The organism is uncultured Pontibacter sp. (assembly GCF_947495565.1).
GTDB lineage: Bacteria > Bacteroidota > Bacteroidia > Cytophagales > Hymenobacteraceae > Pontibacter.
Genome location: NZ_CANLZM010000001.1, coordinates 57961 through 71022 on the forward strand (window position 1 = coordinate 57961; position 13062 = coordinate 71022).

Genomic DNA, 13062 nt, shown 5'->3' on the forward strand with positions numbered 1-13062 from the left:
AAACCCAGCTGTTGCTAGTTACACTGAAAGCACGTTTACCATTTTCAGGTAATGCGGGTTAATCAGTTTGTCTTTCGTAATTGTATCGATGAAAGGTGTGTACACTAATTCGCCGTTTATAATACCGGCCATTTCGCATTTGCGGCCTTCCAGCAGACCCTCTACGCAGGCAATTCCCAATTGGCTAGCCAGCATACGGTCGGCAGCGGTTGGGGCTCCCCCGCGCTGCACGTGGCCAAGTATGGTGACACGGGCATCCATGTGCGGCAGCTCCTGCTGTACTCTATGAGCCACATCGTTAGCGTTGCCTGCTTCGTCGCCCTCTGCCACAATAACGATAAAAGAGGTTTTGGAGCGGTTCCAGCCGGTTCTAAGCGTGTCTACAACGTGGTCTATACTTGTTTCAGCCTCTGGTATCATTACAATCTCAGCGCCGCCGCCTATGGCGCAAGGTATGGCAATGTAACCGGAGTCGCGGCCCATCACTTCTATAAAAAATACGCGGTCGTGGCTATCGGCCGTATCCCGGATCTTGTCTATCGCGTCTAGCGCAGTGTTAACAGCTGTATCGTAGCCAATGGTGTAGTCTGTGCCGTAAAGGTCGTTATCAATAGTGCCTGGGGCGCCTACTGTAGGTATGCCGAACTCTTCGTAAAAAACATTGGCTCCTGTAAACGTGCCATCTCCGCCAATGCAGACAAGTCCTTCTATGCCGTGCTTCATCAGTTGCTCGTAGGCTTGCTTGCGTCCTTCGGGTGTCACGAATTCTTTGCTGCGGGCCGAACGTAAAATGGTGCCGCCTTTCTGGATGATATTACTTACCGAGTGAGAGTCCATTTTATAGATCTCGCCCTTAATCATACCTTTATAGCCGCGGTGGATACCATATATTTCTACCCCATGATAAACGGCTGCTCTTACAATAGCTCTGATACACGCGTTCATACCTGGCGAGTCGCCGCCCGAAGTAAATACTCCTATCCTCTTCATGGTGTTGTTGTGTCTGTTGTTAGTGGTAATGTTACTCAAAGATCGAAAAACGAATGTTATCTAAATTTTAATTTATGCACGGCATCCGCTCAAACAGTTATTGTTGTGCGGTACGATTAAAAACTGACGATATTGTGCGACTTTAAATAGAGAAAACCGTATTTTAAATCGACACATCGTACGCTCACTTAGTGGCGAGATTTACTGCTTTAAGAATGGAAGGTTCTCCTTACTTTTGGTGCAGATACCGTGTCAACACAAATTGGAGTCCAAGTAAAGTAATTTAACCTACAGAGGCAACGTATGTTCGGTTTTTTTGAGAGTGAAGAGACAAAAAGATTAAAAAGCCATATCTCTAACCTTGGAGCGTTGGCAAAAGTTGATGGGCATTTAGACCCTTCCGAGATGAAATTTATCATTGCCATCGGCCAGAAGCACGGGTTAAAACCCAATGAAGTGCGGGACCTGCTAACCGATGTTAATGTAAAGGCTCCGCAGCTGCCAACCAACGACTCCGAGCGTTTCGACCAGATATATGATTTGGTGGAGATGATGCTGGCTGACGGCATTGTAGACGAAAACGAGATGGATTTCTGCATTAACATGGCCGCTAAGCTTGGTTTCAAAAAATCAATTGTAGGGGTGCTGGTAGGTAAGATCTCGATGGGGGTGAAAGACGGCTTAACGCGCGATAACATCAAACGTGAGGCCCAAGCATTCTTAAATTAGCAATAAAATCATATTTATACTTCATTCCTTAGGCGGTAATGCGCCTCATCCGGCGCGTATATATTTAGTAGTTTACACTAAACTTGCATTTAGCCGGATGAGGCAAAACCCAAATTCATCTCTGTTTCTGATATTATCGTTGTACGGAAGCCTGCTTATGGCGGTGGCAGCTTATTACCTGTCGTCCGACTACCGGCCGCTGGAGTTTCTGATGCGTTTCAGCACCTTCTGGTTCTGTAGCTTTTTGCTGGCGCTACTGGTCACTTTATACTATACCAGAAGGCAGATTTATACTTTGTCTAAGGTAGACAGGAGCCGCGTGCTGCTGTTTAGCACGTATGCTGTAGGGGCAGGGCTAGCTATTGCTATTGCCGTAGCCAGTTTGTTTTTCCTGTTAGGATTACCCGGTAGTAAGACAGGCTTCACATTTTAGGCCGGCACTGCGCCAGGTATGTGGCAGTACTGACAGCTTTTTCAGGTATCATTCCTGCACTTTCATCTCATAATTTATAAAGCCGCCATTCTGGTAAATATAAACGCTTTTCTGCTGCCCTACACCAAGTACAAAAGCATCGTGCGGAAGCTCAATCTCATTCATATTATGCGCATTCTGGATTTGCTCGCCCTGAGGCAGCCGGTACAGGTAGTATAAGCTTTTCAGGTTGCCACGCTCGTTAAAGAGGATATCCCTTTTCAGCTCCACCAACTCATACTTGCCATCTTGCTGCTGCACAGCGGCTACTATGATCAGTTCGTCGCCTTGCCGTAGCTGCAGCGCTACATCTGCGCGGTTGTCGCCGTTAAAGTCGCCGTGGGCCATGGCCGGAGTGCCGGGGTGCTCTTCTGCCTGCTGCTGTGCGTTTGCTGCAATCTCAGGCCGCTCCCAGCCTTGGTACTGCGCTGCCAGTAGCTGCATAACGGGTTGCGGTAACGGCACAACTGGAGCGATCTCATTCTCGTCTGTCCTGAGTGCATCCTTGCCAGTGTCTGTAATAGAGTCCAGCGCTTCAGCGGGAGGGGCCACCTGCACATGCTGTTCCTGTACCTCTTCGTTTTCCGGCGAACAGGCTAACAGGCAAAGCGGCAGTAAGTATAGTGTAGCTTTCATAAGCAGTTATGTTGGTACTTTTACTGTACTGCCTTTAGCGGCAAGCTGTTACAGAGGCCAGATAATCGGGGTCATGATCAGGATAACGATGATGAGCAAGAGCGTGAGCGGAGAGCCGACTTTAATAAAATCCTTAAAGCGGTATTTGCCGGGGCTGTAAACCAGAATACAAGCGGGCTCAAAAGGCGTTACAAGCGATACCGAAGCAGCCAGCATAATGGCAATGGCAAAAGCTCTGGGATCAGAGCCGAGCGTTTCTGCCGTGCGCAGGGCAACAGGCACAATGACAAGCGCCGCCGCTGCGTTAGACATAGGTTGAGTAAGAATAACCGTAAGCAGCACAAAGCCAGCCAGTACCGCCAACTTGCCCATTGAGCCCAATAAGTCTACGATGCCTTCTGCCAGGAAATCGGCGGCGCCTGAGTTTTCCATCGCTGAGCCAAAGGCAGTCATGCCGCCTATCAGTATCAGCAGTTTAAAATCTATGGCAGCGTACGCCTTATCGGAGCTGATGCACCTGAAAAGTATGGTGCAGAGTGCTGCCAAAAGAAAAGCGATGGAAAGCGGCAGTACATTTAAAGTGCCTAATAGTATGGCAATAACAAAGCAGGAGATGGCGATAATGCCTTTTCGCTTTTTAAAGAGCAAAGGCTCAAACTCGTCGATTAGGGCCAGGTTGCTGGAGTTGCGCAGTTGGTTAAGCCGTTCCGGTGAGCCCTGCACCAGCAGCACGTCGCCGAGCTGCAGTTTTATACTTCCAATTTTGCTGCGCAGCGTTTCGCCGTGGCGGGAGATGGCCAGCACCACAAGCCCGTAGCGTTGCAGAAAATTTATTTCTTTCACGGTGCGGCCAATCAGGACGGACTGCCGCACCACCAGCAGTTCCGCCAGCCGGATATTGTCTGTTTCGAGGTCTTTTTGCAGGATGACATCGGCCATAATATCAATGCCTTTGGTTTCCTTTACCTTCATCAGGTTATCCAGGTCTCCTTCCACCAGCAGCACATCGCTTTCGTTAATGCGTGTCCGGAAATCAGGTAGAAAGTTATCTTTACCCCGGATGATATTGAGAATGCGGAAGTTAAGTGAGGTAAGGTCGGAGGCGAAAACCAGCTGCCCCACCAGCGGAGACTCCTCCCGCACCACGATTTCGGTTAGGTACTTCTGCAGTTTATACTCATCGGCTAGCTGCTGGTCTTCGTAGCTGGGTAACATGCGCTGCCCGATTGTCATCATATAAATCACGCCCACCACAAAAATTATAAAGCCTATGCCCGATATTTCAAAAACCCCGATGGGAGGGAGGCCAGTTTTAGCGATATAGCCACTCACAGCCACGTTAGTTGAGGTGCCGATAAGGGTGCAGGTGCCCCCAAGTATGGCCGCGAAAGCCAATGGCATCAGGAGCTTAGAGGCGCTCGTGTTAATACGCCGCGAGAGGCCTACCAGCGGCGTGACAAACATTGCCGTAACGGTGGTATTGTTCATAAACGCGGACACAAAACCTGTAACCACCATTACCGTGAACAGCATGAGGTTTGTGCTCTTGTGCGCCAGCCGTACCAGCCTGACCACGGCAAAATCCAGGATACCGGTTTCTTGGAGGGCGGCGCTAAGTATAAAAATAGAGGCTATAATAATGATGAAGTCGCTGCTGAAGCCGGCAAAAGCCTCTTCGGCGGATATAATGCGCGTGCTTGCCAGAACGATGAGCATCAGCAGCGTAACAATCTCGATCGAAAGCTTTTCTGTAGCAAACAGCACCACTGCAATTACCAGCAGTGTCAGCACAATGGCTATTTCCATAAAGTTCAGTTGATGTGCTTATACTCCAGGTGTTAAAGTATAGCCCCGGTTTTTACGTGCAATTGCTGCCGCGGTTGCTGCTGTTGCTGTGTTAGATTTGAGTTGTGAGTTTGATGAAAGAATTGCACTGGATTTTAGCTCGTAGCATGCTTTCTGGTGGAGGTTGTTCTCATTTGTAAATTTATACTTTTATAGCTGCTGCTTGTTTACGTAAGGAGATTTATACCTTTATAGCTGCTGCTTCTGGCAACTTGAGCCAGGCTATAATTTCTAGCAGCTGTTCATTCTCTGCTTTACCAGCTGCTCGTTTCATTTCTGGCTTTGGCTCCCTCTAGACGGGGGTAGGGGCCCTCTTTAAGGTAGGCCTCGTCCTGGGGGTAGGGGCCCTCGATAAGGGCATCGCGCCTTCTACATTTCCGTTGCTCCTGCGTCGCAATTTCGCTGAAGCGAAACTGGAAATCTAGAAGGCGCTCAACTCAAGGACTGGGATCAGTTTTCGATAGCCCTCGCTGATGAAACTTGAACCAAACTCCCTCCCCTGTTCTTAGGGGAGGGCCGGGGCGGGGTAAAATTCACCGCCTTAGAGTAGTGAGAACGAGAGTTCGAAACTAGCGAGCGTAGCTCTGAGGGGTTAGGGGTGGTTGGATAATACAGCTGAAGGAGCTTTTCCAAAGTCCCTCTTCAAAGGGGGCAGGGGGATGAAATCATTCACTAGCAATTCCCCTCTCGGGAGGGGCAGGAGTGGGTTTATACCAGCAGGGACAGGTCACGAACTGCCCGCGTTACCAACGCTAAGGGTTTTATAATTTAGCCAAAGTAACAACAGTACCTTCTTCATACCCAAGGACAGGCAGAAGCAGTTAGACCCGGTACTGAAGTATCAGATCTATAGGTGCAAATCCGCTCAAGTTTCTAAAAGCAGGCCTGATTCCCAGTCGCTTCGTCTATAGAGCGAAGTATAACGGCACAGGCTTCTCGAATTTCTGCTTCGGTGATAACCAGCGGCGGCGCAATGCGCATGGAGTTGTCGCAGAACAGGAACCAGTCCGTTAGCACCCCGTTGATTATAGCGCGATCTATCACGGCTTTCAGCACCTCGAAGTTCTCGAACTCAGCGGCCATCATCAAACCACAGTTGCGGATCTCTTTGATGCGCGGGTGCACCAGCAGTTCTTTGAATAAATCGGCTTTACGTTTTACGTCGTCGAGCAGGTGCTCCTCCTGTATTATTTGCAGGGTAGCCAGCGAGGCGGCGCAGCTTACCGGGTGACCGCCAAAGGTGGTGCAGTGGCCAAGTATAGGATCTGTTTTAAAGGCTGCCATGATTTCCTGCGGTGCGATAAAGGCCCCGATCGGCATGCCGCCGCCCATCCCTTTGGCGCAGAGCAAAATATCGGGCTCAATGCCGAACTGCTCGAATGCCCAGAAGGTGCCGGTGCGGCCAAAGCCACACTGTATCTCGTCCAGTATCAGTAAAGCGCCTACTTCGGTACAGCGCTGGCGCAGGTGCTGCAGGTAATTATCCGTAGCCACGCGCACGCCGGCCTCGCCCTGAACGGTTTCAATGATTACGGCGGCGGTGCGGGTAGTAATGTTTTGCAGGTCGGGGAGGTGGTTGTACTGGATATGACGCACATCAGGCAGCAGCGGCCGGAACGCGTTTTTAAAACCCTCGCTCCCGTTTACCGACAAAGCGCCCTGCGTGGAGCCATGATAGGCATTACGGCACGACACAAACTCAGTGCGGCCGGTGTAGCGCTTGGCAAGTTTCATGGCACCTTCCACGGCCTCCGTACCAGAGTTCAGGAAGTATACATTGTTAAGCCGAGCCGGGAGGGTGCTGGTAATAGCCTGCGCCAGCTGCGCCTGCGGAGCCTGCACAAACTCGCCGTACACCATCAGGTGCATGTACTTGTCCAGTTGGTCGTGTATGGCTTTTAGTACGCGCGGGTGCCGGTGGCCTACATTACTCACACCAATACCCGAAATCAGGTCGAGGTAGCGCTCGCCCTGGGTACCATACATGTATACTCCCTCCGCCTTCTCCACTTCAATCATCAGCGGAAAATCTGACGTCTGTGCCACGTTCTGCAGAAACAATTGCCTCATCGAAATCATGGTGCAAAGGTACGCAAATAAGTGCAGAAGAACTGAAGGATGGGAAATGCAGGAAATTTATTGCACTATAATTATATAGTGCATTTAAATTGTTTTATACCTTTCTTCTAACAACTTTCATGACTAGATTTAGTAATTATACCTTCAGGAAGAACTGAAGCTTATGTGTTAAATGCATTCATTGGCTGATTAGACTCTTAGATGAACGAGGCAAATTATATTTTACAAGACTCCTCTGAGCTGCTGTCGGATAACCAGGATTTGTACAGATTGCTCGTACAGGGGGTGAACGATTACGCTATTTTCCTGTTAAACGCCACTGGCCATATACAAACCTGGAATGCCGGCGCGGAGAAGATAAAAGGGTATAAGGCAGAGGAGATCATTGGCAAGCACTTTTCCACATTCTACCCCGAGGAGGCCAAGCGAATAAAGCATCCGGAAATGGAGCTGCGGTATGCAGCGGAACATGGCTGCTTCGAGGAAGAGGGCTGGCGCGTGAAGAAGGACGGCTCCATGTTCTGGGCCAATGTGGTGATCACAGCCATCCGCAGCAACAAGAGCGGGGAACTAATCGGCTTCTCCAAGATAACCCGCGACCTTACGGAAAAGAAGTTGCTGGAAGATAAGCTGTCCGTAACGCTGGAGGAACTCAGGGATAGCGAGGAGCGGGCCAGGCTGCTGACAGAAGGTATAAGGGACTATGCCATTTTTATGCTTACGCCGGAGGGTAATGTAGCTTCTTGGAACCACGGTGCGGAGAAGATAAAAGGCTATACCGCCAAAGAGATTATCGGCAAGCATTTCTCTGTTTTTTACCCAGAGGAGGCTGTTCAGAGAAATTATACAGCCTATGAGCTGAGTAGAGCGCTGCAAGACGGCCGTTTTGAGGATGAGGGTTGGCGCGTGAAGAAGGACGGCTCTACGTTCTGGGCCAATGTGGTGATCACGGCTGTGTATAATAAAGATGAAAAGCTCATAGGCTTCTCCAAAGTTACCAGAGATATGTCGGAGAGGAGAAGGAATGAGGAGCTGATGAGCAAGAACAAGGCCCTCCACAAGATAAACACCGACCTTGACAACTTCGTTTACACTGCCTCCCACGACCTGAAAGCGCCTATTGCCAACCTGGAGGGCCTGCTGGCTTTGCTTAAAGCCGACCTGGGCCCCGCTATGGAGGAGCATGAAGAGGTTGTCAGCAGAATAGATAATTCAGTTCAAAGGCTGAATAGGATTATACTCGACCTGACGGATATCTCAAGGGTGCGCTACGAGGAAAACCTGGTAGAAAAGGTGCAGCTAAAAGAATTGGTGGCAGAGGTAGAGGCTAGCCTGGAGAACCTGATCTATTCCAGCCAGGCGGTGGTAGAGAAAGACTTTTCCGGTTTCAGCCACTTGAGTTACTCCAGAAAGAACCTCCGAAGCATCCTTTTTAATCTCCTCTCCAATGCCATCAAATACGCCTCTCCGGAGCGGCGGCCTGTGATCAAAATCAAAACCGAGAAACAGGAGGAGGGATATGTGCTGTCGATATCAGATAACGGACTGGGCATTGACTCAAACCACCAGCAGAAGATCTTTTCCATGTTCAGGCGTATGCACACGCATGTGGAGGGTACCGGTGTGGGGCTATACCTGGTAAAGCGCATTCTGGAGAATTCTGAAGATAGGATCGAGGTGGAGAGTGAGGTGGGGAAAGGGTCAACCTTCAAACTATTCATCCACCAGGACCACATAGTAAAGCCAAGCGGAAGCTAGATTAGCGTACCATCGAGCTCATCCCGCCATCCACAATCATAGTATGGCCTGTTACAAAGCCGGCGGCATCGGAGCAGAGCCACAGGATGGCAGCCGCCGCCTCTGCAGGCTCTCCAAGCCGCTTTTGCGGAATGTAGGAGAAGTAAGCTTGTTTAACCTGCTCCAGTTTCCCGGCATCATTACCGGCCTGTGATTTGAATGCTTGTTGTAGCATGGGCGTATCATGCGCGCCCGGGGCAAGCACATTTACGCGGATGCCGGAGGTAGCCAGTTCCTGTGCCGCAGATTTGCTCAGGGCAATCACGCCTGCCTTGGCTGCCGAGTACAAAGATCCCATCGGGGCACCGCCCAATCCGTTTACACTGGATACGTTCACGATGGCGCCAGCGGGAGAGGCCTTGTCCAACATTATCCTGATTTCCTGCTGCATACAAAGCCATACGCCTTTCAAGTTAGCGGCCATAGCCAGATCAAATTCCTTTATCTCGAACTCATGAAGCGGTGCACCAATGCCTTGTGTGTCGGCAGCATTGTTTACAGCAAAGTGCAGGGTGCCGTATACCTGCCGGATTTCCTGGAACAGGTCAAGTATACTTTCGGGCTGGCTATTGTCTGTCTGGATGTAATGTGCGGGATGCGCAGTGGGGGAGATAGTTCTCAGGGCCTGCTCTGCTCTTTGGGTGTCTCTGCCAGTGAATACTACCTTGGCGCCAGCCTGGGCAAACTGCTGCACCGTGGCTAGCCCGATACCCGAGGTGCCACCGGTTACCAGTACTACCTTGTCCTGGAAATTATACTTTACCTGATCCATCGCTGCAGATTTTAGAAGTACTACCTGCTGTAACTGTCATACCACATAGCCAGCTTTACCAGCTGCTCGGGGCTTTCCTCCAGCCAGGCAGGCATACTTTCAGCACCTTTGCTCTGGCTCACCTAGTAGCTCATGGCCTTTAGGTTATCCGCTAGTGCCATGTTATAAAGGAGTTTACGTAGTAACTCCACCAGAAGCTATGCTTGGGCTCTTTCAAATTACTTAAATCGCTGATAAGCGAGCGCATGCTCTTGGAAAAACCTATTCTGCTGCCTGTCCGTTGTACCTGTCTGTCACGGAGGCTGCCTGCAAGAGCGAGATCATTATTTCGGCGGCGGTAAACGCAACTTCCTCGCCTTTTTATACTTGCCGCAGCGCTGTGTAAAGTATAAACTGATGCCTCATACTCATCTCCCCCTAAAGATTTCTGCTAACATAACATTATCAAGCTGGCAGCAGATCGCAGAACCAGAAGGCGGTGTCGTAGGTTGGTTTATCTTGCTTGCTGAAGCAGTTGTCGTCCTGGTTGGCAGGCGGGCCGTAAGTTTTTCGTACTTTCTCGCCGAGCTTATACTTTACAGGCTCTTTAAAAATAGGCCCGTCAAAAACGAATGTATGGAACTCGCCGTTCTCGCCCGCAGGGTCTACGTTATCAGGCAACTCATTCAGGAAAGAAGCATCCAGCTGGCGACCCACATAAGAGGCATCGAGCAACCGCTCGTTTACGCTCACCACCACCGCTTTAAACCCTAAGCTGATAAATTCGTGCACCAGCTCTGCCGTAGATCGGCCCCATAACGGGAACACGGCTTTCATATTTACCTGCTCTAGTTGCCGCTCACGGTAAGCCCGCAAGTCCTGCAGGTTAATGTCCCCGAAAATGGCGTATTGTATACCCTGCTCTTGCAAGGGACGCATGGTTTGCTCCATCAGCTGGTTATAGGCGCTCATGCTGGCCTGCTCAGGCAAGTATATTTTTTGTAGCGGCAAGCCTGTACTTTGCGCCTGCTGGTTGAGCAACTCCTCGCGCACGCCGTGCATGCTTACGCGCTGTGTGGCCCCGCTCAAAGTGGTCAGCAGCTTCTCTACCCTGTACTCTTTTTGCTGCAGCACATGGTACAGGCACAGGGCGGAGTCTTTGCCGCCGCTCCAGTTAAAAATGCTTTTCTTTTCCAATATATACAACTACTTGTCTCAGGGCTGAAGGTAAGGCAACAGGGGCACATCTGGAAGCATTGGCTAAATTCGTTTTGCCGATGAAGCATAATTTAAGTGAGGAGCGTTCTTTGGAAATCGACTGGCAATTACAATTGCTATCATTTCTGCCGGATAGCTCGTACAACAGAGGGAGCTAGAGGATACGGAACTGATGTATCACCATAAAGAAAAGAGAAAATATGCCACAAGGAGATAAGTCCGCTTACACGGATAAGCAGAAACGCAAAGCTGAACATATCGAGGAAGGGTACGAAAAACGCGGCGTGAGCCATAAAGAGGCTGAGAAACGTGCCTGGGCTACCGTGAATAAACAAGACGGCGGCGGAAACAAAAGCGGCTCAGGCAGAAAGAACCATCCCGGCGATAAGTAAACCGGCAAGCATAGTATAAAAAGAGGGCCAGGAAGTATAAACCTGGCCCTCTTTCTGTTTACGGGTAGTTATTGGTATGTTCTGTCGGGTCGTCGTAATCAGGGTCTACGGCACGCGGTGGTGTTTGCCTAAGCGGCCGGTTATGCGAGTAAGGCCGCTGAATGGAATAACGGCGGGATCTTTTGCTATCGCCATCATCCTGTCTGTTGTTGCCTCGCCTGTTTAAAACAGCCCAGGCCAAACCTGCCACGGCTACTGCGCCAGCTACGGCCAGTACTGTCGGCACCGGGTTGACTACGGGCGGCGGCACTGATATTACGCCATTCTCATCCACCACTGCCGGCTCGTGCACGTACCGGCCATGCTTGGGCACAGCCACTAGCCAAAAATCATGCACCAGGCGCTCCAGCTGTTGGCGCAACTCTTTGCCTTGCATCGGCATACCGTGGCCTGCGGCTGCAATTTCCGGATTTAAATCATGTAGAGTTTCCACGGAATGGTGGGCAGAGCCCCAGTCCGGCGTAAAGTAGGAGGGCGGCCCGTGTACTTCGCGCTTTTCTGTCATCACGGCAATGGCCGATTCTCCGTGCCGGGTTACAAAGGCGTCTCCCACAATCAGCACACGGTCCTCTTCCCTGAAAAGCGAAATGTGGCCCGGCGTGTGGCCCGGCGTGTGCACCCACTGCCAACCTTCCAGGCCCGGAACACTGCCATCGGTTGGGAGAAGCTCTACACGGTTTTTAATGTTGATTGGCTTCTTGGGGTATGCAAACGATAAATAAGCCATGGCGCCCCCGCCTACGCTTGGGTCTGGCGGCGGATAACTGGATTGGCCTGTCAGGTAGGGCAACTCCATAGGATGAGCATACACAGGTACGTCCCACTCTTCAGCCAGCTCTTTTACTGCGCCAGTATGGTCAAAATGACCGTGCGTGAGCACAATAGCGCTTGGCTTACTGTCTGGGCCGAAAATTTCTGCAGCGACCTCTTTTATTTTGCCAGCCGAACCCGGTATGCCCGTGTCAACCAGTACCCAGGAGCCGTCAGGGTTGGCTGCAAAGTATAGATTTACAAATACGGTTTTAAGCCCCCATACCCGCGGGGCAGCAGGAAAGGATTGTCTTTTTCCGATTTTGATGCTCTCTGATGATGCCTCCATAAGTTTGCTTCTTTATTATTTTAGAACCTGAACCTGTACTTACGCAACAACCGCCTGTTAAGCTGCCAAAACTGGTGATGCTGATTTGTTTTGCCTAACATTATGGCGAATGGCGTGTTTGTAGCTTGATAGGCATACTTTTTGTGCTTAACAATTTGCCTTCCGGATTTTAAAGGCAGCTATTTCCTGTTTTACAGGAATTTTTTAACTTACAGGAAAGTTTACATAATATGGTTAATTTATTCGTACCCCCAAGCTATATGGCAGTCTATGCTAAGTGTGTAGATGCGACCATGCCCGCCTTCGACCCGGAGGAGTGGATTGAGGAAGGGAAGGTGTACCCGGTTAAGCATTTCACGGAGCCTCTGAACCAGGGCGAAGGTTTTGCTGTAACGATTATGGATGAGGATGGCATCGAGATCCATCCGTCGTCCTCACACTGGAGCTTCGCTTCCACACGCTTCGAGCTGTATACACTTCACCTGAACTAGACCAAAATCAGGAAATTTACGTTAAACTATAAAGGCTGCCTCGCGCAGCCTTTTTTATAACTTAATTGTTGGATAGTGTAGCAGAAATTTACCCATGAGTGCCGAAGAATTTAACGAGTTGCCGCCGCACCTGCAGGCAACGCTGGCCTTAGACCAGGGCCACTACCTGCACCACCGCATAAAAGGCTGGTGCAAAATAGACCTGTACTGGCTCCACGATTTTTATGTAGAGCTGTGGTTCTTGTATGATCTTAAAAGCATTGGCCTTGTGCGTGCCCTCACCAGCAACCGCCAGTTAGAACCTTACCTCGAAACCATCAAACTAAAACTGAAGACTCAGAAGAAGGATAACTGAGGCTGGATATTTAGGAGAAGCGAAAAGAGCTTTTATACAGATAGCAGTTTTGGGTTCTGTTACAAAGATTACTCTGCTGCCTATACTTGCTTTTCTGATAAAACAGCAGCTGCTCTGGCTTACATAAGAAGTGCATCTCAAACCTTCC

13 protein-coding genes are annotated in these 13062 nt (G+C 50.1%); 6 read left to right on the plus strand and 7 right to left on the minus strand.

All coding sequences use genetic code 11. From position 1 onward, the window contains the following. Positions 1 to 18: 18 nt before the first annotated feature. Entirely contained in the window at positions 19 to 990 is a 972-nt protein-coding gene (pfkA, locus tag Q1B04_RS00230; protein ID WP_299754192.1) for a 6-phosphofructokinase, read from the minus strand. Positions 991 to 1293: 303 nt separating this feature from the next. Between pfkA and Q1B04_RS00235 the strand changes: the two genes are divergently transcribed. Both Q1B04_RS00235 and Q1B04_RS00240 read left to right on the plus strand, forming a co-directional pair. Then, entirely contained in the window at positions 1294 to 1719 is a 426-nt protein-coding gene (locus Q1B04_RS00235) for a TerB family tellurite resistance protein (RefSeq protein WP_299754194.1), read from the plus strand. A gap of 97 nt (positions 1720 to 1816) precedes the next feature. Further along, on the plus strand, positions 1817 to 2152 hold the full coding sequence (locus Q1B04_RS00240) for a hypothetical protein (RefSeq protein ID WP_299754196.1): 336 nt from the start codon (positions 1817 to 1819) through the stop codon (positions 2150 to 2152). 48 nt (positions 2153 to 2200) lie between these two features. Here the strand turns inward: Q1B04_RS00240 and Q1B04_RS00245 are convergent, their stop codons facing one another. From Q1B04_RS00245 to Q1B04_RS00255, 3 genes are all read right to left on the minus strand, one after another. Next, positions 2201 to 2827 (minus strand): hypothetical protein, encoded by a 627-nt coding sequence (locus Q1B04_RS00245; RefSeq protein ID WP_299754198.1) that lies wholly within the window; start codon positions 2825 to 2827, stop codon positions 2201 to 2203. A 48-nt stretch (positions 2828 to 2875) separates the two neighbouring features. Then, positions 2876 to 4633: an SLC13 family permease gene (locus Q1B04_RS00250; RefSeq protein ID WP_299754199.1), complete on the minus strand. Its 1758-nt coding sequence runs from the start codon at positions 4631 to 4633 to the stop codon at positions 2876 to 2878. Positions 4634 to 5545: 912 nt separating this feature from the next. Beyond that, positions 5546 to 6751 (minus strand): aspartate aminotransferase family protein, encoded by a 1206-nt coding sequence (locus tag Q1B04_RS00255; protein ID WP_299754201.1) that lies wholly within the window; start codon positions 6749 to 6751, stop codon positions 5546 to 5548. A 201-nt stretch (positions 6752 to 6952) separates the two neighbouring features. Between Q1B04_RS00255 and Q1B04_RS00260 the strand changes: the two genes are divergently transcribed. Further along, complete coding sequence (locus Q1B04_RS00260; protein ID WP_299754203.1) at positions 6953 to 8509, plus strand: PAS domain-containing sensor histidine kinase; 1557 nt, start codon at positions 6953 to 6955, stop codon at positions 8507 to 8509. Between the two features lies 1 nt (position 8510). Here the strand turns inward: Q1B04_RS00260 and Q1B04_RS00265 are convergent, their stop codons facing one another. Together Q1B04_RS00265 and Q1B04_RS00270 are read right to left on the minus strand one after the other, a co-directional pair. Continuing rightward, the gene (locus Q1B04_RS00265; protein WP_299754205.1) at positions 8511 to 9320 is read right to left on the minus strand and encodes an SDR family oxidoreductase; all 810 of its coding nucleotides are present in this window, start codon (positions 9318 to 9320) and stop codon (positions 8511 to 8513) included. A gap of 444 nt (positions 9321 to 9764) precedes the next feature. Beyond that, entirely contained in the window at positions 9765 to 10496 is a 732-nt protein-coding gene (locus Q1B04_RS00270; protein ID WP_299754207.1) for a diphthine--ammonia ligase, read from the minus strand. A 221-nt stretch (positions 10497 to 10717) separates the two neighbouring features. Here Q1B04_RS00270 and Q1B04_RS00275 point away from each other — a divergent pair, with 221 nt between their 5' ends. Next, positions 10718 to 10909, plus strand: coding sequence for a hypothetical protein (locus Q1B04_RS00275; RefSeq protein WP_299754209.1), 192 nt, complete (start codon positions 10718 to 10720; stop codon positions 10907 to 10909). A gap of 58 nt (positions 10910 to 10967) precedes the next feature. Here the strand turns inward: Q1B04_RS00275 and Q1B04_RS00280 are convergent, their stop codons facing one another. Beyond that, positions 10968 to 12068, minus strand: coding sequence for an MBL fold metallo-hydrolase (locus tag Q1B04_RS00280; RefSeq protein WP_299754210.1), 1101 nt, complete (start codon positions 12066 to 12068; stop codon positions 10968 to 10970). A 260-nt stretch (positions 12069 to 12328) separates the two neighbouring features. On the opposite strand from Q1B04_RS00280, the gene Q1B04_RS00285 reads away from it, so the two are divergent. Together Q1B04_RS00285 and Q1B04_RS00290 are read left to right on the plus strand one after the other, a co-directional pair. Further along, positions 12329 to 12559 carry a hypothetical protein gene (locus Q1B04_RS00285; protein WP_299754212.1) on the plus strand — a complete coding sequence of 77 codons (231 nt, stop codon included), beginning with the start codon at positions 12329 to 12331 and terminating at the stop codon, positions 12557 to 12559. A gap of 94 nt (positions 12560 to 12653) precedes the next feature. Then, a complete protein-coding gene (locus Q1B04_RS00290; RefSeq protein WP_299754214.1) occupies positions 12654 to 12914 on the plus strand; it encodes a hypothetical protein in 261 nt (86 codons plus the stop codon). The last annotated feature ends 148 nt before the right edge of the window (positions 12915 to 13062 follow it).

Coding starts and splice junctions, on each gene's coding strand:
- pfkA (WP_299754192.1), bottom strand. CDS start 990: ATGAAGAGGATAGGAGTATTTACTTCGGGCGGCGACTCGCCAGGTATG.
- Q1B04_RS00235 (WP_299754194.1), top strand. CDS start 1,294: ATGTTCGGTTTTTTTGAGAGTGAAGAGACAAAAAGATTAAAAAGCCAT.
- Q1B04_RS00240 (WP_299754196.1), top strand. CDS start 1,817: ATGAGGCAAAACCCAAATTCATCTCTGTTTCTGATATTATCGTTGTAC.
- Q1B04_RS00245 (WP_299754198.1), bottom strand. CDS start 2,827: ATGAAAGCTACACTATACTTACTGCCGCTTTGCCTGTTAGCCTGTTCG.
- Q1B04_RS00250 (WP_299754199.1), bottom strand. CDS start 4,633: ATGGAAATAGCCATTGTGCTGACACTGCTGGTAATTGCAGTGGTGCTG.
- Q1B04_RS00255 (WP_299754201.1), bottom strand. CDS start 6,751: ATGATTTCGATGAGGCAATTGTTTCTGCAGAACGTGGCACAGACGTCA.
- Q1B04_RS00260 (WP_299754203.1), top strand. CDS start 6,953: ATGAACGAGGCAAATTATATTTTACAAGACTCCTCTGAGCTGCTGTCG.
- Q1B04_RS00265 (WP_299754205.1), bottom strand. CDS start 9,320: ATGGATCAGGTAAAGTATAATTTCCAGGACAAGGTAGTACTGGTAACC.
- Q1B04_RS00275 (WP_299754209.1), top strand. CDS start 10,718: ATGCCACAAGGAGATAAGTCCGCTTACACGGATAAGCAGAAACGCAAA.
- Q1B04_RS00280 (WP_299754210.1), bottom strand. CDS start 12,068: ATGGAGGCATCATCAGAGAGCATCAAAATCGGAAAAAGACAATCCTTT.
- Q1B04_RS00285 (WP_299754212.1), top strand. CDS start 12,329: ATGGCAGTCTATGCTAAGTGTGTAGATGCGACCATGCCCGCCTTCGAC.
- Q1B04_RS00290 (WP_299754214.1), top strand. CDS start 12,654: ATGAGTGCCGAAGAATTTAACGAGTTGCCGCCGCACCTGCAGGCAACG.